The organism is Brenneria sp. L4-2C (assembly GCF_040240335.1).
Lineage (GTDB): Bacteria > Pseudomonadota > Gammaproteobacteria > Enterobacterales > Enterobacteriaceae > Brenneria.
Window position 1 is genome coordinate 98,313 of the sequence record NZ_JBEIAC010000005.1, and the last position, 26,405, is coordinate 124,717.

Annotated in this window: 28 protein-coding genes and 1 tRNA gene; 10 read left to right on the top strand and 19 right to left on the bottom strand. The window is 53.8% G+C overall.

Annotated elements, in window-relative coordinates:
• Positions 1-107 precede the first annotated feature (107 nt).
• The 4 genes from ABRZ26_RS09935 to exuR all read right to left on the bottom strand — a co-directional run bounded on the left by ABRZ26_RS09935 (position 108) and on the right by exuR (position 2,858).
• Positions 108-464, bottom strand: a complete 357-nt coding sequence (locus tag ABRZ26_RS09935) for a DUF1090 domain-containing protein (protein WP_319604275.1) — start codon at positions 462-464, stop codon at positions 108-110.
• A 22-nt stretch (positions 465-486) separates the two neighbouring features.
• Positions 487-867 (bottom strand): EnvZ/OmpR regulon moderator MzrA, encoded by a 381-nt coding sequence (gene mzrA, locus ABRZ26_RS09940; protein WP_319604104.1) that lies wholly within the window; start codon positions 865-867, stop codon positions 487-489.
• A 2-nt stretch (positions 868-869) separates the two neighbouring features.
• A complete protein-coding gene (locus tag ABRZ26_RS09945; RefSeq protein WP_319604105.1) occupies positions 870-1,544 on the bottom strand; it encodes a DedA family protein in 675 nt (224 codons plus the stop codon).
• Positions 1,545-2,081: 537 nt separating this feature from the next.
• A complete protein-coding gene (exuR, locus tag ABRZ26_RS09950) occupies positions 2,082-2,858 on the bottom strand; it encodes a transcriptional regulator ExuR (RefSeq protein ID WP_319604107.1) in 777 nt (258 codons plus the stop codon).
• A gap of 295 nt (positions 2,859-3,153) precedes the next feature.
• On the opposite strand from exuR, the gene uxaC reads away from it, so the two are divergent.
• Positions 3,154-4,563 (top strand): glucuronate isomerase, encoded by a 1,410-nt coding sequence (gene uxaC / locus ABRZ26_RS09955; RefSeq protein WP_319604108.1) that lies wholly within the window; start codon positions 3,154-3,156, stop codon positions 4,561-4,563.
• Positions 4,564-4,674: 111 nt separating this feature from the next.
• Positions 4,675-5,217, top strand: coding sequence for a YgjV family protein (locus tag ABRZ26_RS09960; protein ID WP_319604109.1), 543 nt, complete (start codon positions 4,675-4,677; stop codon positions 5,215-5,217).
• A 96-nt stretch (positions 5,218-5,313) separates the two neighbouring features.
• Here ABRZ26_RS09960 and sstT read toward each other — a convergent pair whose 3' ends face one another.
• On the bottom strand, positions 5,314-6,561 hold the full coding sequence (gene sstT, locus ABRZ26_RS09965) for a serine/threonine transporter SstT (protein WP_319604110.1): 1,248 nt from the start codon (positions 6,559-6,561) through the stop codon (positions 5,314-5,316).
• Positions 6,562-6,793: 232 nt separating this feature from the next.
• Entirely contained in the window at positions 6,794-7,747 is a 954-nt protein-coding gene (locus ABRZ26_RS09970) for a TerC family protein (RefSeq protein WP_319604111.1), read from the bottom strand.
• A 427-nt stretch (positions 7,748-8,174) separates the two neighbouring features.
• On the opposite strand from ABRZ26_RS09970, the gene rlmG reads away from it, so the two are divergent.
• From rlmG to copM, 4 genes are all read left to right on the top strand, one after another.
• Positions 8,175-9,314, top strand: a complete 1,140-nt coding sequence (gene rlmG, locus ABRZ26_RS09975) for a 23S rRNA (guanine(1835)-N(2))-methyltransferase RlmG (RefSeq protein ID WP_319604112.1) — start codon at positions 8,175-8,177, stop codon at positions 9,312-9,314.
• 154 nt (positions 9,315-9,468) lie between these two features.
• A complete protein-coding gene (locus tag ABRZ26_RS09980; RefSeq protein ID WP_319604113.1) occupies positions 9,469-9,765 on the top strand; it encodes a hypothetical protein in 297 nt (98 codons plus the stop codon).
• A 224-nt stretch (positions 9,766-9,989) separates the two neighbouring features.
• Positions 9,990-10,487 carry an ATP-independent periplasmic protein-refolding chaperone Spy gene (spy, locus tag ABRZ26_RS09985; protein WP_319604114.1) on the top strand — a complete coding sequence of 166 codons (498 nt, stop codon included), beginning with the start codon at positions 9,990-9,992 and terminating at the stop codon, positions 10,485-10,487.
• 268 nt (positions 10,488-10,755) lie between these two features.
• Positions 10,756-11,115 carry a CopM family metallochaperone gene (gene copM / locus ABRZ26_RS09990; protein ID WP_413556195.1) on the top strand — a complete coding sequence of 120 codons (360 nt, stop codon included), beginning with the start codon at positions 10,756-10,758 and terminating at the stop codon, positions 11,113-11,115.
• A 58-nt stretch (positions 11,116-11,173) separates the two neighbouring features.
• Here copM and ABRZ26_RS09995 read toward each other — a convergent pair whose 3' ends face one another.
• The 8 genes from ABRZ26_RS09995 to ABRZ26_RS10030 are packed head-to-tail and all read right to left on the bottom strand — an operon-like array spanning position 11,174 to position 18,209.
• Positions 11,174-11,872 (bottom strand): enoyl-CoA hydratase/isomerase family protein, encoded by a 699-nt coding sequence (locus ABRZ26_RS09995; RefSeq protein ID WP_319604116.1) that lies wholly within the window; start codon positions 11,870-11,872, stop codon positions 11,174-11,176.
• Positions 11,865-13,169 (bottom strand): LLM class flavin-dependent oxidoreductase, encoded by a 1,305-nt coding sequence (locus ABRZ26_RS10000; protein ID WP_319604117.1) that lies wholly within the window; start codon positions 13,167-13,169, stop codon positions 11,865-11,867. The genes ABRZ26_RS09995 and ABRZ26_RS10000 overlap by 8 nt, the downstream gene beginning before the upstream one ends.
• Entirely contained in the window at positions 13,166-14,320 is a 1,155-nt protein-coding gene (locus ABRZ26_RS10005) for an LLM class flavin-dependent oxidoreductase (protein WP_319604118.1), read from the bottom strand. Before ABRZ26_RS10005 ends, ABRZ26_RS10000 begins: the two co-directional genes overlap by 4 nt.
• A gap of 21 nt (positions 14,321-14,341) precedes the next feature.
• A complete protein-coding gene (locus tag ABRZ26_RS10010; RefSeq protein WP_319604119.1) occupies positions 14,342-15,337 on the bottom strand; it encodes an ABC transporter substrate-binding protein in 996 nt (331 codons plus the stop codon).
• 27 nt (positions 15,338-15,364) lie between these two features.
• Positions 15,365-16,129, bottom strand: coding sequence for an ABC transporter permease (locus ABRZ26_RS10015; protein ID WP_319604120.1), 765 nt, complete (start codon positions 16,127-16,129; stop codon positions 15,365-15,367).
• On the bottom strand, positions 16,122-16,871 hold the full coding sequence (locus ABRZ26_RS10020; protein ID WP_319604121.1) for an ABC transporter ATP-binding protein: 750 nt from the start codon (positions 16,869-16,871) through the stop codon (positions 16,122-16,124). The genes ABRZ26_RS10015 and ABRZ26_RS10020 overlap by 8 nt, the downstream gene beginning before the upstream one ends.
• Complete coding sequence (locus ABRZ26_RS10025; RefSeq protein WP_319604122.1) at positions 16,868-17,302, bottom strand: GlcG/HbpS family heme-binding protein; 435 nt, start codon at positions 17,300-17,302, stop codon at positions 16,868-16,870. Before ABRZ26_RS10025 ends, ABRZ26_RS10020 begins: the two co-directional genes overlap by 4 nt.
• A gap of 1 nt (position 17,303) precedes the next feature.
• Positions 17,304-18,209, bottom strand: a complete 906-nt coding sequence (locus tag ABRZ26_RS10030) for a dihydrodipicolinate synthase family protein (RefSeq protein WP_319604123.1) — start codon at positions 18,207-18,209, stop codon at positions 17,304-17,306.
• 208 nt (positions 18,210-18,417) lie between these two features.
• Here ABRZ26_RS10030 and ABRZ26_RS10035 point away from each other — a divergent pair, with 208 nt between their 5' ends.
• Both ABRZ26_RS10035 and ABRZ26_RS10040 read left to right on the top strand, forming a co-directional pair.
• On the top strand, positions 18,418-19,110 hold the full coding sequence (locus ABRZ26_RS10035) for a peroxiredoxin (protein WP_319604124.1): 693 nt from the start codon (positions 18,418-18,420) through the stop codon (positions 19,108-19,110).
• Positions 19,107-19,502 (top strand): ArsR/SmtB family transcription factor, encoded by a 396-nt coding sequence (locus ABRZ26_RS10040; protein WP_319604125.1) that lies wholly within the window; start codon positions 19,107-19,109, stop codon positions 19,500-19,502. Before ABRZ26_RS10035 ends, ABRZ26_RS10040 begins: the two co-directional genes overlap by 4 nt.
• Positions 19,503-19,606: 104 nt before the next feature.
• Here ABRZ26_RS10040 and ABRZ26_RS10045 read toward each other — a convergent pair.
• Positions 19,607-19,682 (bottom strand) — tRNA-Ile (locus tag ABRZ26_RS10045).
• A gap of 143 nt (positions 19,683-19,825) precedes the next feature.
• Between ABRZ26_RS10045 and mug the strand changes: the two genes are divergently transcribed.
• A complete protein-coding gene (mug, locus tag ABRZ26_RS10050) occupies positions 19,826-20,329 on the top strand; it encodes a G/U mismatch-specific DNA glycosylase (RefSeq protein ID WP_319604126.1) in 504 nt (167 codons plus the stop codon).
• Positions 20,330-20,410: 81 nt separating this feature from the next.
• Here the strand turns inward: mug and rpoD are convergent, their stop codons facing one another.
• The 3 genes from rpoD to rpsU form a co-directional block, all read right to left on the bottom strand.
• Positions 20,411-22,246: an RNA polymerase sigma factor RpoD gene (rpoD, locus tag ABRZ26_RS10055; protein WP_319604127.1), complete on the bottom strand. Its 1,836-nt coding sequence runs from the start codon at positions 22,244-22,246 to the stop codon at positions 20,411-20,413.
• A 155-nt stretch (positions 22,247-22,401) separates the two neighbouring features.
• The gene (gene dnaG / locus ABRZ26_RS10060; protein WP_319604128.1) at positions 22,402-24,156 is read right to left on the bottom strand and encodes a DNA primase; all 1,755 of its coding nucleotides are present in this window, start codon (positions 24,154-24,156) and stop codon (positions 22,402-22,404) included.
• A 138-nt stretch (positions 24,157-24,294) separates the two neighbouring features.
• Entirely contained in the window at positions 24,295-24,510 is a 216-nt protein-coding gene (gene rpsU / locus ABRZ26_RS10065) for a 30S ribosomal protein S21 (RefSeq protein ID WP_001144069.1), read from the bottom strand.
• A gap of 226 nt (positions 24,511-24,736) precedes the next feature.
• On the opposite strand from rpsU, the gene tsaD reads away from it, so the two are divergent.
• Complete coding sequence (tsaD, locus tag ABRZ26_RS10070) at positions 24,737-25,756, top strand: tRNA (adenosine(37)-N6)-threonylcarbamoyltransferase complex transferase subunit TsaD (RefSeq protein WP_319604129.1); 1,020 nt, start codon at positions 24,737-24,739, stop codon at positions 25,754-25,756.
• 64 nt (positions 25,757-25,820) lie between these two features.
• Here tsaD and argR read toward each other — a convergent pair whose 3' ends face one another.
• Positions 25,821-26,291: a transcriptional regulator ArgR gene (argR, locus tag ABRZ26_RS10075; RefSeq protein ID WP_319604130.1), complete on the bottom strand. Its 471-nt coding sequence runs from the start codon at positions 26,289-26,291 to the stop codon at positions 25,821-25,823.
• Positions 26,292-26,405: the final 114 nt, after the last annotated feature.

The window sequence follows — 26,405 nt, forward strand, 5'->3', positions numbered from 1 at the left end:
TAACCTTTATGTTATAAGCCTAGGATATTAACTATAGACTAAATTTCAATTTCTGCCTGGCGATGTGTGGCAGTTAGTGCTGATAACTTATTGTATCCCTTTCATCTTTACTTTTTTTGCAACGCCTGTAATTCTTGCTCCGCTTCAGCCAGCTTTTTCTCTTTTTTCCGGATTTTTTTGGTATCGCCGTCTTGCCGGCTCTCTTCCAGCTCCCGCTGACGTTCTGCGACTTTGGCGCGCTTTTCCGCAATTTTATTCTGATGCTCGGCGGCCAGCTTTTCATCGCTGCAATTTGCTTTGACTCCATCCAGCGCGCTTTGCAATCCCGCGACACGCTGCTGATTGCCGTTTTGACGCGCATGCTCGATTTGGCGTTGAATATCCTGTTCTTTTTGTATACAGCCGCTTTGTATATTCGCCGCCTGAGCCAGCGCGTTGCCGGAAAACGCCAATACGAGGGCCATCAAATAATGTTTTTTCAATTTCTTATCCTAATTTAGACTGTTTTTGCGTCAGCTTTTGCTGCCAGAAAGGGGTCGGTGCGAGGGTTTGTTGCGTGGTGATATTCGCTTTCGGCAATGAGAGGCGCAAAATATCTCTGGCCTCCACGCTCTGCGCCGGCGACGCCAGACGTACAATCAGACTGTCCTTCGCGGGCGTGATGCTTTTTATCTCGATACCGCGTTCATTTAATCGTTGATAGATGTAGAAACCGTCGGGCAGCGCCGCGCCATGATAAAGCGGCTGGATGTGCAGCATCGCCTCATCCTGAGGACGATGCGCAACCAGCATCAGCGCGATGAGCGGCAACGCCGCCAGCAGCACAATACGCCATAATTTTTTACGGTAAAACCAGCGGGTCGACACCGTTAATTTCCTTTTCCCGCGCTAGCGGTACGCTTTTTACGCCAAAGCACAAACAGGGATCCAAACAGACCGATAAACAGCAACGCCAGCGGCAGCATCATCAGAAAAAACATCAGTTCATCTTCATATTTGCGAAAGACCGAGGTTTTCCCTAATGCAAAACCGAGCGTCACCAGAATGACCACCCACAACAGCGCGCTCATCCAGTTAAAGAACTGAAAACGGGCGTTATTTAAGCCGGACAATCCGGCAATGGTCGGTAACAGTGTACGTATAAATGCCAGAAAACGCCCAATTAATAACGCGGAAAGCCCGTGCCGATGGAAAAGCTGATGCGCCCGCTGATGATAGTGGGCGGGCAGATGCGACAGCCAGCTTTGCACTATTCGCGTATTACCCAGCCATTTTCCCTGAATATAGCTGACCCAGCATCCCAGACTGGCCGCGGTTGTCAGAAGAACGATGGTAAATGGGTAATTCATGGTGCCTTTGGCCACCAGCACGCCGACCAGAATGAGTAAGCTATCACCCGGCAAGAACGCCGCGGGTAATAAGCCATTTTCTAAAAAAAGAATTAAAAACAGTAAAATGTAGATGGTCCACACCAGTTTAGGGTCGGCTAAAACATCGAAATCTTGGAGCCAGAGTGCGTTTAACAGTTCTTTAATAATATCCATCCGGTATTCCTAATACTGCTGCATTACATTAACCCGTGGCGATGCGAGCGCTCCCGGTCGTGGTGTGGGTAGATTCGGTCTATACCGGTCATCTTTCAAGCCGCAGACGCGTTCGCTGCATGACTCGGCCCCTTCCTGCTTGTTGAAATAGTAATAGTAAATGACGCAATCCAAGGTCTTTCTTAATAATTTTTTGATTGCGTCATGTCGATGATAATACGGGGTCTGAGAGAATTTCTGCTTTTGCTTGCATCATCAGCCTATTTGGCGGAGATCCAGGCCAAATCACGCTGGGCATGAATTCTCGGCCATTGGCGCGTTTTTCCCCCAAAGCCACCAATTAAGCGTAAAAAAGACCTTCTAACTGTAACAAAACAGGTGATGCTGAGACAGGAAAATATCACAGCAATCGAGTTGATTTAAGGCATGTTATGGCGGAAATAACGATGTTTTCGCCACATTTTACACTGGCTGACAGAAGTCGACGCTTTTTGACTTTATTGCCCGCGCAAAAAACGCCGCATAGCACGACTTGCGTCAGAGTTTGTTGCCGCTGATTTGATCCAAATGGACGACCGGGTTTTCCGTAAACATATAACGATCGACATTAAATTCAAAGTCGTCGGTAGTCGCGCGAAACAGCATTTGTTTGGTGTTCTCCAGATGCTGCCACATCGCGAGTTTGGCCGCGCGAGGATCTTTACGAATCAGCGCCTTGAGGATCTCGTCGTGTTCTTCATACCAGCTATCGATCGATTTATCATCAATATGTTCGTGCAGTTTGCGCCAGTATGGGTTGTGTACGCGTTGGCTCCACATCTTTTCGACGATGGTCGCCATCGCCGAGTTTTGCGTGGACAAGGCGACCTGCACATGGAATTTCAGATCCCATTGCGAATTGCGGGAGCGGGCTTCCTGACGGGCGTGTTCCTGAATTTCCAGCAATTGCACGATATCCTGTCGGGTAACCTGCGTGGCGGCGAACTCGGCGATATTGCTTTCAATTAACTGACGGGCCTGAAGGAGTTCAAACGGGCCTGCGGCGGCGAATTCGATATCCGCGTTATGAGTCGGCAGGTTTTTCCGCTGGTTGGCAACGACATGAATGCCCGAACCTTTACGAACTTCAACATAGCCTTCCACTTCCAGCATGATGATGGCTTCACGCACCACCGTGCGGCTGACGTTCATTTCTTCAGAAATATAGCGTTCCGCGGGTAATTTCTCGCCGACCGGATAAACGCCGCTTTCGATACGCTGCTTTAACTCAGCGGCCAGTTGCCGATAGAGACGTCGGGGTTCGGTAAATTCCATGATGCCTGCTCTTAGATAGATGACGGTCCTTGTACTACGTCGGGCCTGAATGCCTATCTGGTTAATTTTCAGATGATGATTTGTTATACCACTTAAATTTCCTCAGGAATAACAGCGTTGGCGTTAAAAAGGAGATGTCACACAGAAAGAGAGCAAAAATCTGTGGTAGTGCGCCGTTTGTGAGGATTTTGCGATCATGACCTCACTAATGATATGTAAGATCCAGCATGATTGGTATGACATCTTTCTTCGGCCAGCCCATCGGGGCATACCGCGCACGGTAAGGAAAAAAATTATGCCTCAGTTTCTCAGTGAAGATTTTTTGTTGGATAGCGCCTTTGCCCGTCGGTTGTATTATGACTATGCCGTCAATCAGCCTATCTTTGACTATCACTGTCATTTACCCCCGGAACAAATCGCAGAAAACTACCGCTTCAAGAATCTGTATGACATCTGGTTAAAGGGCGATCATTACAAATGGCGGGCGATGCGGGCCAATGGCGTGGCCGAGCGTTTTTGTACGGGCGATGCCGGCGACTGGGAAAAATTCGAAGCCTGGGCCGCGACCGTTCCGCATACTATCGGTAACCCCCTCTATCACTGGACGCATTTGGAACTGCGCCGTCCGTTCGGCATTACCGGCACGCTGCTGTCCCCGTCAACGGCGAAAGATATCTGGCAGCGCGGCAATGCGTTGCTGGAACGAGATGAATTCACGGCTCGCGGCATCATGCGGCAAATGAACGTGAAAATGGTGGGTACCACCGACGATCCGATTGACGACCTGCGCCATCACAAAGCCATCGCCGGGGACAGCGGTTTCCCGATTAAAGTGCTGCCGAGCTGGCGTCCGGACAAAGCGTTCAATATCGAAGCGGACGGCTTTGTTGATTACATGCATCGACTGGAGGCGGCATCCAATACTTCGATCAGTCGCTTTGGCGATCTGCGCGATGCGTTGAAAAAACGGCTGGATCACTTTGCCGCGCACGGCTGTAAAGTTTCCGACCATGGACTGGATGTGCTGGTCTACGGCGAAGCGGATGACGCTACGCTGGATGCCATCCTGTCCCGTCGCCTGAGCGGCGGCAAACCGACGGCGGAAGAAGCGGCGCAGTTTAAAACGGCCGTGCTGTTATTCCTGGGCAGCGAATACCACCGTCGCGAGTGGGTGCAGCAGTACCACATCGGCGCGCTGCGTAACAACAATAGCCGTCAGTTGAGGCTTATCGGGCCGGACACCGGTTTCGATTCCATTAACGATCTGCCGTTGGCGCAGCCCCTTTCCCGTTTGCTGGATGCGCAGGCTAAAGACAATAACCTGCCGAAAACCATCCTGTATTGCCTGAACCCGCGCGATAACGAAGTGATCGGCACCATGGTGGGTAATTTTCAGGGGGAAGGCACGCCCGGCAAGATGCAGTTTGGTTCCGGCTGGTGGTTTAACGATCAGAAAGACGGAATGCAGCGTCAACTGACCCAGCTTGCGCAACTCGGGTTATTGAGCCGCTTCGTGGGGATGCTGACGGACAGCCGCAGCTTCTTGTCTTATACTCGTCATGAATATTTCCGCCGTATTCTATGCCAGATGATCGGACGCTGGGTGGAGGACGGGGAAGCGCCAGCCGACCTGCCGCTGTTGGGGGAACTGGTGAAAAACATCTGTTTTGATAACGCTAAAAATTATTTCGCCATCGAGTTGTGAAACCGCTATGGCGCAGCGTTGTAAACTCTCTGCATTGCATTTAAAATAAAACGGCGTTTCATTTATATGACGCCGTTTGGTTTTTCGTCGTCGTTTTTATAGGCAGAGGTCATGACGCATTATTGGTTTGCCCAGTCGGTGGGGATATTGGCCTTTCTGGTCGGTATAACCATGTTCTTTAATCGCAATGACCAGAGATTCAAGATACAGCTTGCGGTCTATAGCGCGGTTATTGGTTGTCATTTTTTCCTCATGGGGGCGAATGCGGCGGGAGCCAGCGCGATGCTGAACGCCACGCGTACCGTGATAGCAATCAAAACGCATAATATCGTCGTGATGTTTGTGTTTATTTCTCTGACGCTGGTTTTCGGCCTGACCAGTCTGCGGCATGCGATGGAACTGTTGCCGATATTAGGGACGATCTCCAGCACCTGGGCGCTGTTTCGCACTTCCGGTTTAACCACGCGCTGCATGATATGGTGTTCGTCCGCATGCTGGGTCGCGCATAATATCTGGCTGGGCTCGATTGGCGGTTCGATGATTGAAGGCAGTTTTTTGCTGATGAACGGATTTAATATTATCCGTTTCTGGCGGATGCAGAAACGCGGTATCGATCCGTTTAAGGCGGAGAGAAAAGAGGCCGGCAAGGCCTGAGTTATCTTCCGTCATTCCCTGACAGACGTGGACGTTCCGCCCGGTTTTCCAGGCGGCGGGATAGCCGGCGCGAGCAATGGCTATCCCTTGCCATGATTACAACGTGCTCAGCTGTTCTTGTTTCGCCAGCTTGGCCTCTTCCGCCTGGCAGACCGCGGCGATAAAGATCACATCCGTTGACGAGTTCACCGCGGTTTCCGCCGAATCCTGCAAGACGCCGATAATGAAGCCGACGGCCACGACCTGCATGGCGATATCGTTGGAGATACCAAACATGCTGCAAGCCAGCGGGATCAGCAGCAGCGAGCCGCCGGCGACGCCGGAAGCGCCACAGGCGCAAATGGACGCCACGACGCTGAGCAGCAGCGCGGTGGGGATGTCGACGTGAATCCCCAGGGTGTGGACGGCGGCCAGCGTCAGCACCGTGATGGTAATGGCGGCGCCCGCCATATTGATGGTGGCGCCCAGCGGGATGGCGACGGAGTAGGTGTCTTCATCCAGATTCAACTTGCGGCACAGTTCCATGTTCACGGGAATGTTGGCGGCGGAACTGCGGGTGAAGAAGGCGGTGACGCCGCTTTCGCGCAGGCAGCGCAGTACCAGCGGATAAGGATTGCTGCGGATTTTCCAATAAACGATCAGCGGATTGATAACCAGCGCGACGAGCAACATGCCGCCGATCAGCACCGTGAGCAGATGCGCATAACCCCACAATGCGCCGAACCCGGTTTCAGCCAGCGTCGAGGCCACCAGACCGAAGATCCCCAACGGCGCGAAGCGGATAACGACGCGGACGATCACCGTGACCGCGTTGGAGGCATCGGCGATCAGGGTTTTGGTGCTTGGCGCCGCGTGACGGAACGCGACCCCTAATCCCACCGCCCACACCAGAATGCCGATGTAGTTTGCGTGCAGCAGCGCGTGGATGGGGTTAGCGATGATGCTCATCAACAGCCCTTCCAGCACTTCCACGATGCCGGTTGGCGGCGTAATGTCTTCCGCCTGCGCGTTGAGCGCCAGGGTGGAAGGGAATAGGGTGCTCAGTATCACGGCAATCAATGCCGCCGAGAAGGTTCCGATCAGGTAAAGCATCAGCACCGGGCGGATATTGGTTTTCTGGCCCTGCTGGTGGTTGGCGATGGACGCCATGACCAGCACCAGCACCAACACTGGCGCAACGGCTTTCAGGGCGCCGACGAACAGCGTGCCTAATAAACCGGCGGCAGCGGCGGCCTGGGTTGATACCGAGGCCAGAATAATGCCTGCCGCCAGTCCGATCAGTATCTGTTGAACCAGACTACCGCGAGTAATGTACTGCAAAAAACGTGACTGTTGATTTTCCATAGTATTGCCAGCGAGGCCGTTTCCGTTTGTGTGATTGTGTTTTACGGGCGTGAAATCTCTGACGGCCGTAGCGCCGGATTTCTTTCTATTCCGTAACCAAATATGTTTGCGCGTGTCAGTATATGAAAAAATGATACAAGGAGAAGAGGCAGAAACGTTTTTTCTGCCTTGTGTCGAATTTTGGCGCGGCGCCGTACAGGCATTGCTGTACGGCAAGCGTGAGGTGCGGGTGTTATCGCGCCTGGCGGCGGTTGACCCAAATATTAATCAGCATGGTGACGATCAGGATGCCGGCAACCACGCCCAACGAAATGGCGATTGGAATATGGAAGAGGTCGATCAGCATCATCTTGGCGCCGATGAATACCAGAATGACCGCCAGGCCGTATTTCAGCAAGGAGAAGCGATCCGCCACGCCGGCCAACAGGAAGTACATGGCGCGTAGACCCAAAATGGCGAACAGGTTTGAGGTTAATACGATAAAGGGATCGGTCGTCACGGCGAAAATCGCCGGGATACTGTCGACGGCGAAAATCACATCGCTGATTTCGACCAGGATGAGCACCAGAAACAGCGGCGTGGCGTACAGCAATCCGCTACGGCGAACAAAGAACCGATCGTTTTCAATGCGGTCGGTCATGCGTAAATGGCCGCGCAGCCAGCGTACCATCGGTTTGTCGCCGATGTCGTTGCCGTCTTCTTTGGCCAGCGCCATTTTGATGCCGGTAAACAGCAGAAATGCGCCGAACACGTACAGCAGCCATTGGAACTGCGTCACCAGCCAACTGCCGCCGAAGACCATCAGCGTTCGCAGAACGATCGCGCCCAACACGCCGTAAACCAGCACCCGGCGCTGATATTGCGGCGGAACGGAGAAATAGCCGAACAGCATCAGCCAGACGAATACGTTATCGACGGCCAGCGCTTTTTCAATCAGGTAACCGGTCAGGAAGGCCAGCGATTGCGTATTGGCGACCTCGCGCCCCAGCGTACCGTCCAGATACCACCAGAAGCCCGCATTGAACAGCAAAGAAAGCGTCACCCAAACAATGGACCAGACGGCGGCCTGTTTGAATGTCATTACCGTCGATCCCTTACGCCCTTGATAGAGCAGGTCGATGGCCAGCATAACGATAACAATAACGGCGAAGCTGCCCCATAACCATGGCGTGCCAATGGTGTGCATAGCAATATCCTTTAAACGAAAACAAAAAAACGGCCAACGTCGAAAGGCGCTGGCCGCTTATCATTAAAGCTGCAAATGCACCTCGCCTTCCGGCAAGGTCTCACTTACAACATTAATGCAGTAATCTGATTAAAGTTGCCCGGTAACCGGATGCGTGACGCACCGTAATGACGATTAACCGGCGGAAAAGTTACTCCCCTTTGCTGGTCAGACGATAGGCGAATTTATGATCCAGGTCAAATAAATATCGTCGCTATCACATCGAAGTCTGCCCATTAAGGAAAGCGTGATTTGCGCAAAATTGCAAGGTAGTGTGATCGTTGACGTACAATTAACGCTGTTTTTGCCGCGTTATCGGGTAAAAACATTTACTGGCGCGCCATTTTAAGGGATAAACAGCGCAAATTTTGTGATTCTGGAGGGGCCGATGAGCCAGCTCGAATTGGAAACGCGTAATCTGACGCTGGTGCGTTATCCTCAGGTAGCAGATAACACGGCGTTACAGGCGTGGGAAGCGGCGGATGAGTTTTTGCTGCGCGAGCTTTCATCCATGGAGGTCGCGCCTGGGCCGCGGCTGATTTTTAATGATGCCTTCGGCGCATTGGCCTGCGGATTGCAGGCTCAATCGCCGGTGAGCATCAGCGACTCTTACATGAGCCAACTGGCCACCCGGCATAACCTGGCATTGAACGACGTTAAGGCCGGTGCCGTGGAACTGCTGGACAGTCTGGCGGATTTACCCGATGCGCCCGCATTGGTGGTGATCAAGATACCGAAAACCATGGCGCTGCTGGAATATCAGCTACGCAAGCTGAGAACGGTGGTCACGCCGCAGACGCGCATTATCGCAGGCGCCAAGGCGCGCGATATTCATACCTCGACATTACAGTTGTTCGAACGCATCCTCGGGCCGACAAAAACGTCGCTCGCCTGGAAAAAAGCGCGCTTGATCCATTGTGAAGTCGCGGATCTGCAAGTGGGCGGGCAGTCGCCGACGACGGTCTGGGAACTGGAAGAGTATGGTTACCGCATCCACAACTACGCCAATGTGTTTTCACGCGGCGGGCTGGATATCGGCGCGCGTTTCTTTATGCAGCATCTGCCGCGGGATATCGATGGGAAAATCGTCGATTTAGGCTGCGGTAACGGGGTGATTGGGCTGGCGGCGCTGGCGCTTAACCCGGATGCGGCCGTCAGCTTTTTTGATGAATCTTATATGGCGGTAGCGTCCAGCCGGATGAATGTTGACGTTAATCGTCCGCAGGATATGGCGCGCTGTGGATTCGCCGTCAATCACGGCTTGTCCGGCGTGGGGCGGGACAGCTTGCAGGCGGTGCTGTGTAATCCGCCGTTCCATCAGCAGCAGGCCGTCACCGATCATATCGCCTGGCAAATGTTCCTCGACTCCCGCCGTTGTCTTGAGGTCGGGGGAGAATTACGCATCGTCGGCAATCGTCATCTGGATTATTTTCACAAACTGAAGCGTTTGTTCGGCAATTGCGAAGTGATCGCCGGCAACGCAAAATTTGTCGTGCTGCGGGCGGTGAAAACCGCAACGACCCGCTAGACCGCGTGGCGGGGCGCACTCGATTGCCGATGCGCCCTGGCTCCAGTCAGCGGGATGCGAAAAAGCGCACGTATGGATAATGACTGGCTAGATTGTTTGTTGTTGGGGGAGAGTGCCATTATAATTCGCGAGATAATCAGGCGAAGGAATCTCTATGTGGATTGAAGAATTGGAGACACGACTGGACGGCGCGTTTCAGGAACTGGAGCGCAGCGTGCAGCAACAGCAGCGGATCTGGCAGCAGGATTATCAGCGTCTACAGCAGCAGTTGGCGCAGGCCAGGCAGCGTGAAACACAGCTTGACGATCAGATTAAACAGCTTGTCGCCCAGTTGAACGCGGTGGATAGTTCGCCGGAGCGAAATCCGCTGCTGCATAAAGTCAAAATTATCAGCGCCCATCTTGATGCGCTGGCAAAAGACGCGTCAGCGTTTCTCCATTCGCTGCCTTAATCTTCCCGGCGGTCTCTGTTCTGGCTGAGGGATTATGTGCGGCTTAACGTAATCCTGTCGATTTCCTGCAAATTATCTTCATCTTCTTCATATTTGCCAGAAATGTGAATGAATGGCTTGCAGATATTTACCCTTGCTCTAATTAACTGAAACTGTGGGGCCTATACTTCCTTCCGATAGCACGACAATGATCGTCAATGGTTCACCTGATAGAAGGATAAATTATGCGTAAATTAACAGCACTTCTGATCGCCTCTTCGTTGGCGTTGGGGACGGCAGGTATCGCTCACGCTGATGATGCGCCCAAAGGTCATCATGAAGCCAGAGTGGTAAAAGACGGCAAAGGCCCGCGCGGCCCGCACCATGAGGCGCCGTTCAAAGAGCTGAACCTGACCGAGGCCCAGAAACAGCAAGTGAAAGAGATATTGCAGGCCTCTCACGACCAGGCGCGTCAATCCATCGCGGAGGAACGCCGGGAAATCCATAATCTGATCGCATCCGATACCTTTGACGCGGCAAAAGCGCAGGCGCAGTTGGATAAGGCCGACGCCGCGCGCAAAGCGCAACAGCTGAGCCGATTGGAAACCCAGAACAAGATTTATAATATTCTGACGCCTGAGCAGAAAAAACAGTACAACGATAATTTTGAAAAACGTCTGACGCAGCCGCCAAAACCGGACGCTAAACCCTTGCCAGACGCTAAGCCATTGCCGGCTGAGTAAGCAACGGCATCATCCTTAAGACCGCCGGATTTATCCATCGCTGTGAGTTATCGCGCTGGATAGGTCCGGCGGTTTTTCTTATCGCCTGGCGAACGAAAGCCGTTTCCCGCTTGATGACGATGCTATCTCTTCCTTTCGCCTGAATCAGGTTTATCAGGCATGCGACGAATCACCGACGGATATTTTTCAGCGGGTTTTCTTGACCTTCCCCTAAGGGGAAGCCCTACCTTTAACCGGGTATCCCGAACGGCTGGAAATAGAGGTAATGATGAAGAAAATACATTTAGTGATCCTGGGCGGTCTCTTGCTTCCCTTGTCTGCTTTTGCAGCCGACGGCGCGCACAGCGGCCATCATGCCGCGCATCCGACCGAGTCGCAGCAGGCTTATATGCAGGGCATGGATCAGATGCACGCCCAGATGCAGGAAGGCATGCAGTCCGGCGACCCTGACGTGGCGTTCGCCAAAGGGATGATTGCGCATCATCAGGGGGCGATAGAGATGGCAAAAACGGAGTTGAAATACGGTAAAGACCCGGAGCTACGCAAGCTGGCGGAAAATATTATCAACGCGCAGCAGCCGGAAATCGACCAGATGCAGGCCTGGTTGGCGAAGCAGAAGGAAAAGTAATCTTGCCCGGATACGGCTGATTGCGAGCCATCGGCCGCGTCCGGCGGCGGATTTTGGCTCAGGGTTTCCCCTGTTCTACCCAGAGGGCAAGATCTTCTACTGCCTGCCGGCTTAATTCCGCAGAGGGATAACCTGGCAGGCGTTGGGTATATCGGCGGATAACGCGCGCCGCGGCAGAGGAATGAAGCAGTGATTCGATAAGCGCATCGGCGCTGGATTGCAGCGCATCATCCGCCACGATACGGCTGATTAAACCAAGGCGTAGCGCCTCTTCGGCGTCGACTCGCCGTCCGGTCAGCAGCAGTTCTTCCGCCGCGCGCGGCGGAATAAAATAAGGCAGATAGGCCGCCACGATCAGCGGCGCCAGATTATGGGCAATTTCATCAAAACCAAACTGCGCGCTTTGGACGGCAAGGGAAATCGTACTGTGCAGCGCGAGTCCGGAGCCAAATCCCAGCGCCGGCCCCTGAATCAGCGCGATGCTGACGCCAGGAAAGTTGCGCAAGGCGGCATTGGCTTCAAGGATAAGTCCCAGGTTTTGACGCAGCGGGACATCAGGCAGTCGTTCACTCTGATCTCGTCCCAGCGTGAAATCATCGCCTTTCGCGTCAATCACCAGCACGTCGGCTTTTTGCTCCGCGGCCTTGCGGATGCCGGCGATAAAATCCAGCATTAACTGCCGGGTGAAGCGGTTGCCGGTCTGTGGCGTGTTCAGCGTCAGGCGGGCAACGCGATTATCAAAGCGGTAGTCAATCATTGGTATTCTCCTCGCGGTTAAGCCGCAAATTTTCTCGTAAGCTGCGCCCTGCATAGTCCTTGTGGAACAGCCCGCGTTTTTGCAATAACGGTACGACGGACTCGACAAAACGGTGCAGGCCATCAGGCAGGGAGTCGATCATCAGGTTAAAACCATCGGCCGCGTGATGACGGAACCAGTGTTCGATAACATCAGCGATCTGCTGTGGCGTGCCGATAACCTGTAAATGTCCGCCGCCATTGCGATATAACAGTTCCCGTACCGTCAGATTTTCTTCTGTCGCCAGGCGAATCGCGGCCTGGCGGAAGCCTTCAGCTCCGCGAAATGCGTGATTAGCGAGGATTTTTTCCACCGGTAGCGGCTGGTCGAGGTGCAGATCATTGACGGAAATCCCCAGTCGCAGCGCCAGCTTTTTCAGTTCGCTGTCGCCGCTTAGCGCATCGAGTTGCGCCTTGCGCGCCAGCGCTTCACTTTCTGTGGCGCCGATAATCGGCATCAGTCCGGGCAGAATCTTTAACTGGCGACGGTGCAACTGTGCGCGTTGTTGCATATCACGGTAAAAATCCTGCGCGCTGTTTAAGGTATTTTGCGCGGTGAATATCACATCCGCCGTGCGTGCCGCCAACGCCCGCCCTGGCGTGGAAGATCCGGCCTGGAACAGTATCGGCCGGCCTTGAGGCGAAGGCGGAAGAGTGAGCGGCCCCTGAACATTAAAATGTGCGCTCTGGTGATGAATGGCGTGGATACGCGTCGGATCAGCAAAAATGCCGTTGATTTTATCGGCGATAAGCGCATCCGGCTGCCAGCTTGCCCATAGTGCGCGCACCACATCGACAAACTCCTCCGCCCGCTGATAACGTACCTCGCCGGGCGGTAACGCCTGTTGACCGAAATTCGCCGCCACGTCGGGTACAAAGGTAGTGACGATATTCCAGCCTGCCCGTCCGTGACTGAGATGGTCCAGACTCATAAAGCGCCGAGCGAGGTTAAACGGATCGTTAAAGGTGGTTGAGGCGGTGCCGACCAGCCCGATATGTGTTGTCACCGCCGTCAGTGAGGCTAAGACCGTTACCGGATCCATCGCCCCCAGGTTGGGGCGCTGATAGGCTTCTTCACCCGCGGCCAGCGTATCGGCGAGAAACACGGCGTGGAGTTTGCCTTCTTCTGCGGTGCAGGCGATGTCCTGGTAGTAATCCCTTTGCAGGTAGGCATCTCCGGCGCGTTCGCCGTATCGCCAGGCGGCGGGATGCATCCCCAGACCCAGTACTGTGACGTTAAGAATTAATCCCTCGCTCATTGGTCGTCCCGCCTCAGACCACGGATTTTCAGCAGCGGCAGCACTTCGGCGGCGAAAAACGCCAGCTCTGGTTCATAGTCATAAAAACCGATCTGCACGCCATCAATACCGGCCTGGTGCAGTTGCTCCAGAGCATCGGCGACGTCGGCGGGGGAACCGACAATCTGGATATGCCCGCCCAGCACGCGATCCGCCGGGTAGTGCTGCTTCCAGCCATGGGCGTCGCCACCGCTATGGCGTGCGGTGTAGGCGGCGATGGACTCTCTGTCCGCGCGTTCAACAATCGCATCACGGTATGCCAGCGCCTCTTCGCGCGTCGGACGGCAAATAATCAGTGGGAAGATAATGATTTTCGCTTCACGCCCGGTTTTGCGATATGCCGCGCGGATGCTTTCCGTATGTGCGGGCAGGGCAGGGAGCGCCTGATCCAACACCGCCCCCGCCGGACTAGACGTAAACACAATGTCCGAATGTTGTGCGGCGTAATGGAACCCCGCGGGCGAAGCGCTGGCGGAAACCATAATCGGGCGGCCATAGCGCGGGCGCGGAGAGATATATGCCTGCTGCAACTGATAATACTGACCGTTGAACGTCAGGTTATCTTCGCCATGCCATAAGATTTCCATCACCTGGGAAAATTCGCCCGCCTGTTGATAACGCGTATCGTGGTCGGGGCGCGTCATGCCGAACATCAGCGGCTCTTTGGCATCGTAGCCGGTGACGATATTCAGCCCAAAACGGCCCTGAGCGATATGATCGGCCGTCGCCGCGAAACGCGCCAGATACAACGGGTGCAGATTGCCGTACAGCACATTTACCGTTGAAATGGTAATAATTCGTTTGGTCAGCGAGCTTAACGCCACGGTGGTAATAAAGGGATCGAGGAAATTCTCCCGGTAATGCGCTTCGCCGCCGAAACCGCCTTTTTGTACCCACTGTTGCAGGCTGAACACAAAATCAAAACCGTGGCGTTCTGCCGTCAGCGTCAGTTTTGCATTGTAGTCAAATGACCAATCCGTCTCACGAGGGTATGTGGACTGAGAGAAGCCCCCCGTCTGGGTGGGCAGAAAAAGCCCCAGCATCAGAGGCTGACGTATGGCCAGCGACAGAGGGCTGTCCGGGTAATCGAGCGGGGTGAGCTGTTTCGTCATGGTGATTTTCTCCGACAGAGGTTATTGCACGTTCCACAGCGGCGCAAAAGAGGTATCGACCACCTCGCTGAACGCAGGTAACGGCGCCTCAATGGATTTGCTTTCCAGCAACAGGTGGCCGGTTTTCTGCAATGCGCTTTCTGAAAGCTGTGGTGAGAAGGTGTGTAACTGGCGCTGTAGCGAGGTTTTGATCACCTCTACTCCTGGGTTGCCGTACTCTTTATTGGCGATCTCCGCTACCGTATTGATGTTTTCCGGCTGTACGATGTAGTGCAGCGAGGCCACCAGCGCTTTCACTACCTTATCCGCGGTATCACGATGCTCTTTCACATAGTCGCGGGTGGTTTGCAACGTGGTATAACCCAGCCCCTGGAACACATCTGGCCCCTGGCCTTTGGTGAGATCCAGTACATAATCCCATTTTCCGGAGCTTTCCACGGCGATGACATTCCACGGCTCCATGACGAACGCCGCATCGATTTCCCCGGCTTCGCCGGCGGTAAGCTGCCTGTCGGCGCCGCGAATCGGAGTCAGGATCAGATCTTTTTCCGGATCCAGCCCGGCGTCTTTGGCGATATAGCGCATGGAGACATCGGCGAAACCGCCGCGTGCCAGCGTACCGACTCGCAGTCCTTTCAGATCTTTTACCGTGGGAGGGTGATCGAGGCCCTTCAGCGCGTCACGGCGTACCACCAGCGCGCCGGCAAAATCCGTTTGCAGGTTGACGATGCTGATAATCGGCTGGCCTTTTTTCACCGCCTTAATGTTGTTTTCAAAGGCAACGTCAATGAACTGTACCGAACCGCCGATTAACGCTGCGGTGGCAGGTACGCCGCCGGCGAAATAGTCGATGGCGACGTCCAGTCCCTGTTGTTCAAAGAAGCCCTTCTCTTTAGCGATAACGATCGGTAAACCGAGCAGTGAACGATTAGATACGCCGATATGCAGCGATTCAGCCAGCGCCTGGCCCGTCAGTAGCCCAGTGAGAAGTAATGTGGCGAGAGATAATTTTTTCATTGTGGCTCCGGTTTATTAGTCAGTGAGTCAACGGGCGTGGTGACGCCAGTGTAAGAAGCGATGGGAAAGGGCGAGAAGGCCGCGATCCAGAGCGAAAGAAACCAGCATCAGCACCACCAGCGGCATCAACATTCCCGTGGTATCAAACCCGCCGGCGGCTTCGTCCATCATGTAACCGATGCCTGCGCGTGCTGAGATAAACTCGCCGACGATGGCGCCGATAATGGCGAACGAGAGTGAGACCCGCAGGCCGGAAAATAGCCAGGGAATACAGTTAGGCAGCAACACCTTACGAAACAATTGCCAGCGGCTGGCGCGCAGTACCTTCATCAGATTTAACTGGATCTGATCGACGGATTTGATGCCTTCCCAGGTGTTGATCATCATCGGTACCACCACCAGCGAAAACGCCAGCAGGAATTTGGACGCAAAGCCAATGCCGACAAACATCACAATCAGCGGCGCTAGCGCTACCCGCGGCAGACAGTTCAACGCGATGATAAATGGCTCCAGAGCACTACCGATAAAGCGGCTCATGCCGAGCAGCAGCCCTAGCAATATGCCGGCTGCGGCGCCTGCCGCCAGGCCGGTTAATGCCTCCAGCAGCGTGACGCCAAGGTGGAAACTGATTTCGTTTTTCAGCAACGACTGCCAGAATGCGCTTGCCAGTTGCCACGGGCTGCTGACCCAGAAAGGGTTAAACAGTCCGCCACGCACGCCTGCTTCCCACAGAGTCAGGCCGCCGGTCAGCAACATAATCTGAATCAGCCGTATTTTTTGCCGATCATTCATGGCGTTCAGTCCCCATGCGTGCGTGCTTTTTGATGTCCTGCCAGGTGGCGCTCAGCAGTTCGTTGAAGCGGGGGGCGGTCCGCAACTGGTCAAAATTCCGTGGTCGCGGAATATCCACCTTATATTCCGCCACGACCCGACCTGGCCGGGTGCCCATCACCAGAATGCGGTCAGATAAAAAAATCGCCTCCGCCAGATCGTGGGTGACGAACAGCACGGTTTTCTTATGCTTTTCCCAGTACTGGTTGAACATTTCCTGAATAAAAATGCGTGTCTGGGCGTCGAGGGCGCCAAAGGGTTCATCCATCAGGATCAGATCAGGTCTGGTGACCAGGGTTCTCGCCAGCGACACGCGCTGACACATGCCGCCGGAAATTTGCGCCGGATAGTGATCTTCGTAACCGGCAAGCCCCATTTCAGCAATAATCTGCTCACTACGGGCGCGGATATCCGCCTGCTCCGCTCCGATGATTTCCAGCCCCAGCGCCACATTGTCGCGCACGGTACGCCACGGCAGCAGCCCATGCTGTTGGAACATATAACCCAACGTATGAGGCGCCAGCGTGATTTCGCCCGCCTGTAGCGGGGCCAGCCCGGCGATAAAATTTAGCAGCGTGCTTTTGCCGCAACCGCTGGGGCCAACGATGCTGACAAACTCTTCTTGCGCCACATGCAGACTGACGTTTTGCAGGATCTGCTGTCCGCTGGCGGCAAAGTCCAGTGCGTCTATCTTCAGCATCATGGGGTATACCGCAATTGCCGATGGAAATACGCCAGAGCGGCTTCAGCCACCACCCTATCTTCTGCCGCCGTACCGGAGCTGACGCCGATACCGCCGACAATATCGTCCTCGACGGTGACCGGAAATCCGCCGCCAATAATCGAGAAATGTCCGCCGTTGGTAATATGGATTCCGAACGTCGGCTGCCCGGAAACGCACAACTGGTTGTAAATATGGGTAGGTTTACGGGCAGTGGCGGCGGTAAAGGCTTTATCCACCGCAATGGAAATACTGGTGATTTTGCCGCCATCCATACGACGGAAGGCAATCAAGTGGCCGGACTCATCCGTTACCGCAATGCACATCGGAATATCCAGCTCCTGGGATTTCAGCACGGCCCCTTCAATCAACACATCGGCTTCGGTGATGGATAAGCGTTTAATGTTAAGCATGTTATTTCTCCTGGCGCGTTAAATCGGTGGTGTTCAGGTATTGCTCCAGACTTTCCCTATCCTGGCCGCGTAACGGCGCAAAAGGGGGATAGGGGTCACCGATAGATTCGCCCAGCCAGCACAGTGCGGCTTTCATTACCGGTGTCAGACCGTGTTTCATCCACTGGGCGGGAAACACCGAAAACTGGCGCTGTAACGCGCGCGCGCGCGCGTGGTCGCCTGCCTGCCAGGCGTTGATTAATTTACGCCCCAGCACGGCGGCTGGGGGCGGCATGGTGGCGCCGGAACCGCCCAACTCAAGGGTGATAAGCAACATCTGCATTGTGGTGTAATAGCGGGCCAGTCCGGCTTTATCTATTTGCTCAATAAGACGCGACACCCGGGATAAATCTCGTGAACTCTCTTTAATCCAGGCAATGCCCGGCAGGCGAGCCAGTTCGATCGTGGTATCGATGGAGACGTCCGCACCCGGCCCGGCGTTGAGGTAGAGCATGACGGGCAGGTCTGTTTCACGCAGGATATAAGAGAAGTAGTTTATCTGGTCGTCGCCGGACGGAATGCCGCCGGAAGGGCGCTGAGGCGCGAGAAGCTGTACGCCCTGCGCGCCCAGCGCAGCCGCATGGTGGGCCAGTTCCAGCGCGATACGAAATGAAGGATGAGAAATGCCGGCGACAACAGGGCGACGGCCATCGACAAACTCAATGGTTCTGGCAATCAGCCACTTACGCTGTTCCAGCGTCAGGCAGGTATATTCCTGGGCTTCTACGCCCGCGGCGATGACAACGTTGGCATCGCACTCTTCCACTACGTAGTCAATTTGACGGCGTAGCAGGGTTTCGTCGATGCGCAATTGTGCGTCGAACGGCGTCAGGGGCGGCACGATCAGCCCCGGTGTTGTGTTATGCATAGCAGGTGTTCTCAATTAAGTATTTTTATATGTATAAGGCGAAGTAACGCAGCGATGTCGCCTTTTACCTACTATCACTTAGCGATATTGATATGAAAACGACATAAAAAAGCTTTGTTTTGCTGATATATGCATAAAACAATCCCGTGACGGCTGTTTATATATATGAAATATTGAATGTGTTGAATGTATACAGAGAAAATGATTTATGATCCGGACAGAACAAGATACGCCATCGCCTGACTGTAGCATCCCGCCATTTTTGTATGATGAAGCTCCTGATTTTGTCGCCCGATCGACCCATGGCGACATCCGCCTGAGTGATTATCGCGGGCGGTGGGTGCTGTTGTTTTCACACCCTGCGGATTTCACGCCCGTCTGTACCAGTGAGTTGATCGCCTTTGCCCAGAATGTCGCGCGTTTCGAAGCGCTGAACTGCCAGTTGTTGGGATTATCGGTCGACGGGCTTTATTCGCACCTTGCCTGGCTGAATAGCATTAAGGTCAATTTCAATGTCGATATTCCTTTCCCGCTGATCGAAGACCCTTCAATGGCCGTGGCGCGGGCGTTTGGCATGTTGTCGCGTAACTCACATTCATCGGGTACGGTAAGGGGAACATTTCTTATTGATCCCAAAGGGGTTATTCAGTCGATCAACTGGTATCCCATCTCTACGGGCCGTTCAATTCAGGAGTTATTGCGCCAGCTTGAAGCGATAAAGCTCAGTTATGAGCTGCCGTATTATACGCCGGCGGAGTGGCAGCCCGGCGAGGACATTATTGTGCCGCCGCCGCGTACCGTGGAAGGCGCGCTCGCCCGGCTGGGGGATGACAATGCGCCAGACTGGTATTACAAAACCTGTACGAATCCACAATCCGCGGAAAAAGGAAACCCGCGATGATCACGGAAACTCAATGCGAAGAGATGGCGGCATTGCTGCGGCTGCTGGGGCATCCGATCCGACTGCATATTGCATTGTTGCTGCATCAACAGCCGCAAACGGTATCGGCGTTGGAAACTCAGTTGAACATTCGTCAGCCGAACCTTTCCCAACATCTGGCGGTATTGCGTGAGGCGGGGCTGGTGTATGCCACCCGTGAAGCGAAATCGGTGACCTATGCGGTGAGTGATGAGTTGCCCGCGCGCCTGATGGCAAGACTTGCCGCATTACTGGTGGAAACGTCCGTGGGCGACCCGGTAGATCCGCCCCCGCAGGCAGATGAGCCGGTTTACGCGCATCATCAAGGCGATGAACTGGTGTTTGCGACGGTACGGTTTCCGCGGAGTTCGTAACCCGCGACTGTCGTAACCGGATAGGTATCGCTATCTTGCTTGCCCGGACAAAAATCAGGAAAAAAAAGGAGTCAGATGATTTCTCATCTAACTCCTTGAAATTCTGGTGGCCCCTGTTGGGTTTGAACCAACGACCAATCGATTATGAGTCGACTGCTCTAACCACTGAGCTAAGGGGCCGGACGGGCGACGATTATACGGTAATCTGTGGGGGGAGGTCTATAGCTGTTCGGCCGGATGTTTGTTTTCTATGCAGGATAGCTTGTTGTTATTATTGTCAGATTTTGCGATAACAGCGGAAAGTACGCCATAAAGGGGACGTCATGTTCATGGATATTCTGGCAACCAATCTTCAGGTCGTTTTCTGCGGCATCAATCCGGGATTATCGACCGCTCATCATGGTTATCATTTCGCCAATCCGAACAATCGATTCTGGAAAGTGATCCATCAGGCCGGATTCACCGCACGTTTACTCAAGCCTGAAGAGGAGCGGCATCTGTTGGATAGCGGATGCGGCATCACCATGCTGGTGGATCGCCCTACGGTGGAAGCGACTGAATTGAAACGGAGTGAGCTTTCACTGGGCGGTGAAGCCGTTATTGAAAAGATAAAGCGCTATCAGCCCCAGGCGCTTGCGGTATTGGGCAAGCAAGCGTTCAGCCAGGCTTTCGGCATCAGGAAGGTTGAATGGGGGCGTCAGACGTTGACGATCGGCAAAACGCAGGTGTGGGTGCTGCCGAATCCCAGCGGACTGAACCGTGCGACGCTGGCGTCGCTGGTCGAGTCTTATCAGGCGTTGTATCAAGTGCTATATGAAAGCAGATAAAAAACGGGCTGGTTGGTAAGGTCGATAAAAAATAACCCCGGTAATCCGGGGTTATTTCAGAGACATCATACCGCTAACGAATTAGTCGTCCAGGAAGCTGCGCAACACTTCAGAACGGCTTGGGTGACGCAGTTTACGCAACGCTTTCGCTTCGATCTGACGAATACGTTCACGGGTAACGTCAAACTGCTTACCGACTTCCTCCAGCGTATGGTCGGTATTCATATCAATACCGAAGCGCATACGCAGAACTTTCGCTTCACGCGCGGTCAGACCGGCCAACACGTCGTGCGTCGCCGAACGCAGGCTTTCCGATGTGGCGGAATCCAGCGGCAGCTCCAGCGTGGTATCTTCGATAAAGTCGCCCAGATGCGAATCTTCGTCATCGCCAATCGGCGTTTCCATCGAAATCGGCTCTTTGGCGATCTTCAGCACCTTGCGGATTTTATCTTCCGGCATCAGCATGCGTTCAGCCAGTTCTTCCGGCGTTGGCTCACGGCCCATTTCCTGCAACATCTGACGGGAAATACGATTGAGTTTGTTGATGGTCTCAATCATATGCACCGGAATACGGATGGTGCGCGCCTGGTCTGCGATGGAACGGGTAATGGCCTGACGGATCCACCAGGTGGCATAGGTCGAGAACTTATAGCCGCGGCGATATTCAAACTTATCCACCGCTTTCATCAGACCGATGTTCCCTTCCTGAATCAGATCGAGGAACTGCAAGCCGCGGTTGGTGTATTTCTTGGCGATGGAAATAACCAGACGCAAGTTCGCTTCAACCATCTCTTTTTTCGCCCGACGTGCTTTCGCCTCGCCGATCGACATGCGACGGTTGATGTCTTTGACCTGTTCAATGGTTAAACCGGTTTCTTCTTCAATCTGATGCAGTTTTTGCAGGCTGCGCTTCACGTCTTCTTCCACGACGCTCAGCTTTTCAGACCAGGGCTTAGCCATGGCGACGGCGGCAACAAACCAGGAGTCATTGGTTTCATTGCCGGCGAACAGGGTGACGAAGTTTTTCTTCGGCATTTTGCACTGTTCAACGCACAGCTTCATGATCAGGCGTTCCTGGGTACGCACGCGGTCCATCATTGAACGCATGCTGTTAACCAGGAAATCGAACTGTTTCGGCACCAGACGGAACTGTTTGAAGACTTCGGACAGATTCAGAATTTCCTGTGCCGATTTTGCATGACTGCGGCCGTTGGCCTTAATAACCTGGCGCGTCGTTTCATATTGTTCACGCAATTCGGCGAATTTCTGACGAGCCAGTTCAGGATCGATGCTGTTGTCGTCATCGCTATCGTCGTCGTCTTCATCATCGTCGTCGTCATCCAGCTCTTCCGTGGAGAGTTCGGAACCGACGTGAGTGGCCGTTGGCGCGATATCTTCTTCCGCGTTCGGGTCGACGAATCCGGTAATCAGATCGGATAGGCGGCTTTCGCCGGCTTCGACGCGATCGTACTGTTCCAGCAGATAGGTGATCGCTTCCGGATACTCGGCAACAGAGCACTGAACCTGATTGATACCGTCTTCGATACGCTTGGCGATATCGATCTCGCCTTCACGCGTCAGCAATTCAACGGTACCCATTTCACGCATGTACATGCGAACCGGATCGGTGGTGCGGCCGATTTCCGATTCAACGCTGGATAACACCTGAGCAGCAGCCTCTGCCGCGTCTTCATCCGCGTCGTTGGTATTTTCTGCCAGCAACAGATCATCTGCATCAGGTGCTTCTTCCATCACCTGGATGCCCATGTCGTTAATCATCTGGATGATGTCTTCGATCTGCTCGGAGTCGATGATATCTTCCGGCAGATGGTCATTGACCTCAGCATAGGTCAGGTAGCCTTGCTCCTTACCACGGGTGACAAGTAGCTTTAGCTGTGACTGCGGGTTTTGCTCCATAAGACGGTATCCACACTTCAGAGTATTTGGGTTGGTGTTGGTCGGCGTCATTCGCCAACAATAACATTAGGGCTTTTTTTCTAATCGCCGCGGACCCTGTAGCGGCTCTTTGCAAGGTTCTACCCTGCTATTTATCGGCAATTAAGCCTCGGTAATCAGTTTTTTCTGGTTAAAGCCAGTTGCAATGACCAAAGCTCTTTTTTCTCTTTGGCGTTAAGCCCATGCGTTCTTTCGCGGGCGATTAATGTTTCCTGCCTTTGACTCAGCAGTTGATCGTAGAGTTCCGCCAGGCTGATCCTGAATTTGTCGTCCAGTTCATCTTCATCAATCATATGGTTCCAGGAAGCCATGGTTTCAAGCTGCTTCCGGTATTTACTGTCTCGATATTTTTCGAGCAGCAAACCCATATTCATTCCCGGACTGGCATTACAGGTTTTTACCAAATCCTGAAACAGGCTCAGGCCAGCCACTTTGCTCTCTTCTATTCCTTCCAGCGCCAATTCCGGTACTTCCGCTGAAAGCCTCGGGTTCTGAACTAATAGCCCTATAAGTATACGCATAGTTGTGACTTTTAGCTGCGGCGGCTGGTAGGGGAGAGCATGTTCGGCCACTTTCGGCAGCAGCCGGTCTAGCTGGCTGTCGTCCAGAATCCCCAGTTTATTGCCCAACTGCTGACGTAAATATAAGCGTAACGTTTCACCTGGAACCTGACCAATCAAGGGCAGCGCCAGCGTGCTGAGCTTCGTCCGACCATCGGGCGAGCTCATGTCCACCTGTTGTTGCAAGGTTTCAAACAGGAACTGCGACAGGGGTAAAGCCTGTTCCATTCGCTGTTCAAAGCTTTCTTTGCCTATTTTACGAACCAGCGTGTCGGGATCTTCGCCATCCGGCAAAAACATGAAGCGTAGCTGCCGACCATCGTTTAAGTAGGGTAGCGCAGTTTCCAACGCGCGCCATGCCGCCTCTCGTCCGGCGCGGTCGCCGTCATAACAGCAGACGACCTGGTCGGTGGCGCGAAACAGCAACTGAATATGGTCGGCCGTCGTGGAGGTTCCCAGCGACGCAACCGCATAATCAATACCAAACTGCGCCAGGGCAACCACATCCATATACCCTTCAACAACCAGCAACCGCTTCAGTTCAGGATGGTTGCGCTGCGCTTCATACAGGCCATAGAGCTGGCGGCCTTTATGAAAAATTTCCGTTTCCGGCGAGTTCAGATACTTCGGCACGCCGTCGCCTAATACCCGTCCGCCAAAGGCAATCACCCGTCCCCGCTTATCACGGATAGGGAACATGACGCGTTCGCGAAAACGGTCGTATGTACGCCCTTGTTCGTTAGTCACCAGCATGCCCGCATCGTTCAATGTGCTGCGGTCATCATTGTTGCGTCCGAAGCGCTTTAAGGCGTTATCCCAGCCGGCGGGTGCGAAGCCAATGGCAAAATGGCTAATCACTTCGGCGCTCAGCCCGCGCTGTTGCAGGTAATGCAACGCCTGCGAGCCGATAGACTGACTCAGCGCCTGCTGATAGAACTCGCTCAGTTGCCCCATCAACTCATACAAACTTTGTCGTTGATGACGCTCAAGCTGGGTTGGGCCGGTGCCGGTTTCATAGGGTACTTCAAGGCCATATGCGGCGGCTAATTCTTCAATACTTTCAACGAATTCAAGACGATCATAATTCATTAGAAAGTCGATGGCGTTGCCATGAGCGCCACAGCCGAAACAGTGATAGAACTGCTTATCGCCGTTTACGGTAAATGAGGGGGTTTTTTCGTGGTGGAACGGGCAGCACGCGTGATAATTCTTGCCCTGCTTTTTCAGTTTGACACGCGCATCAATGAGATCGACGATGTCGGTGCGAGCCAGCAGATCATTAATAAATACGCGTGGAATTCGTCCAGCCATAAGCCCCTGTTTCTTAACTTATAAACGATAGCTTATAAACGACAGCAAGCCGCGCATTCCTTTCGGAAGCACGGCCTTCGTATGCAACTACTTAAGTCTGCGGATTAATCACGCGGTGGAGGTAAAACCTCCTGAAAATTAATACAGACGAGTGCGGCGTGCGTTTTCTCGAGCCAATTTCTTCGCGTGACGTTTTACCGCAGACGCTTTAGCGCGCTTACGTTCGGTAGTCGGTTTTTCATAAAACTCACGACGACGAACTTCAGCCAGAACACCTGCTTTTTCGCAGGAACGCTTGAAGCGACGCAGAGCTACGTCGAACGGCTCGTTTTCACGTACTTTAATTACCGGCATGTGCCTCTCACCTCAATAAATTCGGTTTGCCGCTGGCCTTGTGCCAGCCTTTTCAAAATGGTGCGGAATTCTACTGCAAACAGGGCGCCCTTGTAAAGGGCCGGGCGATCATAAAACACTCAACCTCCGCCAGCGCAGAAACCGGGATGCTTATGGTAGACTATCCGCCGCATGAAGCAAGCTGCATTCAGCCCGAGCTTGTACCGTAATAAAAGTAGGAACAGCAATGCGCGTATTGGGTATCGAAACATCCTGTGATGAAACCGGAATTGCCATTTATGACACTCAGGCCGGTTTGGTCGCTAATCAGTTATACAGCCAGATAAAACTCCATGCCGATTATGGCGGTGTCGTTCCTGAGCTGGCTTCCCGCGATCACGTGCGTAAAACCGTGCCGTTGATTCAGGCGGCGCTGCGCGAAGCCGATTTAAACGCCGGCGATATTGACGGCGTCGCCTATACCTCCGGTCCCGGTCTGGTGGGGGCGCTATTGGTCGGCGCCACCGTCGGGCGAGCATTGGCGTTTGCCTGGAATGTTCCGGCTGTTGCGGTGCATCACATGGAGGGGCATCTGCTGGCGCCGATGCTGGAAGAGCATCCTCCCGCATTCCCTTTCGTCGCGTTGCTGGTTTCCGGCGGCCATACGCAGTTGATCAGTGTAACCGGTATCGGCGAGTATCGGTTGCTTGGCGAGTCCATTGATGATGCCGCGGGGGAGGCGTTTGATAAAACGGCCAAACTACTGGGGCTGGATTACCCAGGCGGGCCGATGCTGTCGAAAATGGCTCAGGGCGGCGACGCCGCGCGCTTTACCTTTCCGCGTCCTATGACCGATCGCCCGGGACTGGATTTCAGTTTTTCCGGTCTGAAAACGTTCGCCGCCAATACGATCCGCAATAATGGCGATGACGAACAAACCCGGGCGGATATTGCGCGCGCTTTTGAGGATGCCGTCGTGGATACGCTGGCGATTAAATGTCGTCGCGCGCTGGACGAAACCGGTTTTGACAGGCTGGTTATGGCGGGAGGGGTCAGCGCTAATCGTACGTTGCGCCAGCGTCTGGGCGAGATGATGACGAAACGTGGAGGGAGCGTATTCTATGCCCGGCCTGAGTTTTGTACCGACAATGGCGCGATGATTGCCTATGCGGGCGCCATTCGCCTGCAACAAGGGGTGACCGAGGATCTCGGCGTGAGGGTGAGACCGCGTTGGCCACTGGCTGAGTTACCCGCCATCGGAGAGTAATCAGCCGAAATGCGGGGCGACCGCCGAGATGCGACGTCGGAACGGTACTGGCTGGCCGTTGCCGTTAAAGCTCTTGTTCAAACAGCACCAAAATGGCTTCATAGAGCTGTTTGACGCTGAATCCTCTGGCGGGTGTGGTGAAGATGGTGTCGTCGCCGGCGATGGTGCCCAGAATGCCTTCCGACTTGCCCAGAGAGTCAAGCAAGCGGGCGATAAGCTGAGCTGCGCCTGGGCTGGTATGGATAACCACGACGGCGTCATTAAAATCGACGTCCAGCACCAGATTTTTGAGCGGACTGGTGGTGGTGGGGACGCCGAGTTCCGCCGGCAGGCAGTAAACCATTTCCATTTTGGCGTTGCGCGTCCGCACGGCGCCAAATTTGGTCAGCATGCGCGAGACTTTGGACTGATTGATGTTTTCAAATCCATCGTCTTGCAAAGCTTGAACAATTTCGCTTTGAGAGCTGAATTTTTCTTCTTTCAGCAGCGCTTTGAACGCTCTGACCAAATCTTCTTGTTTTGTCGAATTACGCATTCTGCACCGATTTAATGGTTTATTGGCTTTATTATGATTATGCAGATGAGTGAATTTTTATGCAACCAATATGCGTATATCATCGTCGGCTGTGGTTTCCGGCCGGATTCAAAA

Excerpts from the sequence above, each read along its gene's own strand:
- ABRZ26_RS09980 (WP_319604113.1), top strand. The coding sequence starts at position 9,469 with ATGTGGATTGAAGAATTGGAGACACGACTGGACGGCGCGTTTCAGGAA.
- copM (WP_413556195.1), top strand. The coding sequence starts at position 10,756 with ATGAAGAAAATACATTTAGTGATCCTGGGCGGTCTCTTGCTTCCCTTG.
- ABRZ26_RS10030 (WP_319604123.1), bottom strand. The coding sequence starts at position 18,209 with ATGCATAACACAACACCGGGGCTGATCGTGCCGCCCCTGACGCCGTTC.
- ABRZ26_RS09960 (WP_319604109.1), top strand. The coding sequence starts at position 4,675 with ATGACGCATTATTGGTTTGCCCAGTCGGTGGGGATATTGGCCTTTCTG.
- ABRZ26_RS10035 (WP_319604124.1), top strand. The coding sequence starts at position 18,418 with ATGATCCGGACAGAACAAGATACGCCATCGCCTGACTGTAGCATCCCG.
- argR (WP_319604130.1), bottom strand. The coding sequence starts at position 26,291 with ATGCGTAATTCGACAAAACAAGAAGATTTGGTCAGAGCGTTCAAAGCG.
- sstT (WP_319604110.1), bottom strand. The coding sequence starts at position 6,561 with ATGGAAAATCAACAGTCACGTTTTTTGCAGTACATTACTCGCGGTAGT.
- spy (WP_319604114.1), top strand. The coding sequence starts at position 9,990 with ATGCGTAAATTAACAGCACTTCTGATCGCCTCTTCGTTGGCGTTGGGG.
- exuR (WP_319604107.1), bottom strand. The coding sequence starts at position 2,858 with ATGGAATTTACCGAACCCCGACGTCTCTATCGGCAACTGGCCGCTGAG.
- ABRZ26_RS09945 (WP_319604105.1), bottom strand. The coding sequence starts at position 1,544 with ATGGATATTATTAAAGAACTGTTAAACGCACTCTGGCTCCAAGATTTC.
- ABRZ26_RS10015 (WP_319604120.1), bottom strand. The coding sequence starts at position 16,129 with ATGAATGATCGGCAAAAAATACGGCTGATTCAGATTATGTTGCTGACC.
- ABRZ26_RS10020 (WP_319604121.1), bottom strand. The coding sequence starts at position 16,871 with ATGATGCTGAAGATAGACGCACTGGACTTTGCCGCCAGCGGACAGCAG.
- dnaG (WP_319604128.1), bottom strand. The coding sequence starts at position 24,156 with ATGGCTGGACGAATTCCACGCGTATTTATTAATGATCTGCTGGCTCGC.
- ABRZ26_RS10040 (WP_319604125.1), top strand. The coding sequence starts at position 19,107 with ATGATCACGGAAACTCAATGCGAAGAGATGGCGGCATTGCTGCGGCTG.
- ABRZ26_RS09995 (WP_319604116.1), bottom strand. The coding sequence starts at position 11,872 with ATGATTGACTACCGCTTTGATAATCGCGTTGCCCGCCTGACGCTGAAC.
- rpsU (WP_001144069.1), bottom strand. The coding sequence starts at position 24,510 with ATGCCGGTAATTAAAGTACGTGAAAACGAGCCGTTCGACGTAGCTCTG.
- ABRZ26_RS10005 (WP_319604118.1), bottom strand. The coding sequence starts at position 14,320 with ATGACGAAACAGCTCACCCCGCTCGATTACCCGGACAGCCCTCTGTCG.
- rlmG (WP_319604112.1), top strand. The coding sequence starts at position 8,175 with ATGAGCCAGCTCGAATTGGAAACGCGTAATCTGACGCTGGTGCGTTAT.
- tsaD (WP_319604129.1), top strand. The coding sequence starts at position 24,737 with ATGCGCGTATTGGGTATCGAAACATCCTGTGATGAAACCGGAATTGCC.
- ABRZ26_RS10000 (WP_319604117.1), bottom strand. The coding sequence starts at position 13,169 with ATGAGCGAGGGATTAATTCTTAACGTCACAGTACTGGGTCTGGGGATG.
- ABRZ26_RS10025 (WP_319604122.1), bottom strand. The coding sequence starts at position 17,302 with ATGCTTAACATTAAACGCTTATCCATCACCGAAGCCGATGTGTTGATT.
- ABRZ26_RS09935 (WP_319604275.1), bottom strand. The coding sequence starts at position 464 with ATGGCCCTCGTATTGGCGTTTTCCGGCAACGCGCTGGCTCAGGCGGCG.
- uxaC (WP_319604108.1), top strand. The coding sequence starts at position 3,154 with ATGCCTCAGTTTCTCAGTGAAGATTTTTTGTTGGATAGCGCCTTTGCC.
- mug (WP_319604126.1), top strand. The coding sequence starts at position 19,826 with ATGTTCATGGATATTCTGGCAACCAATCTTCAGGTCGTTTTCTGCGGC.
- rpoD (WP_319604127.1), bottom strand. The coding sequence starts at position 22,246 with ATGGAGCAAAACCCGCAGTCACAGCTAAAGCTACTTGTCACCCGTGGT.
- ABRZ26_RS09970 (WP_319604111.1), bottom strand. The coding sequence starts at position 7,747 with ATGCACACCATTGGCACGCCATGGTTATGGGGCAGCTTCGCCGTTATT.
- ABRZ26_RS10010 (WP_319604119.1), bottom strand. The coding sequence starts at position 15,337 with ATGAAAAAATTATCTCTCGCCACATTACTTCTCACTGGGCTACTGACG.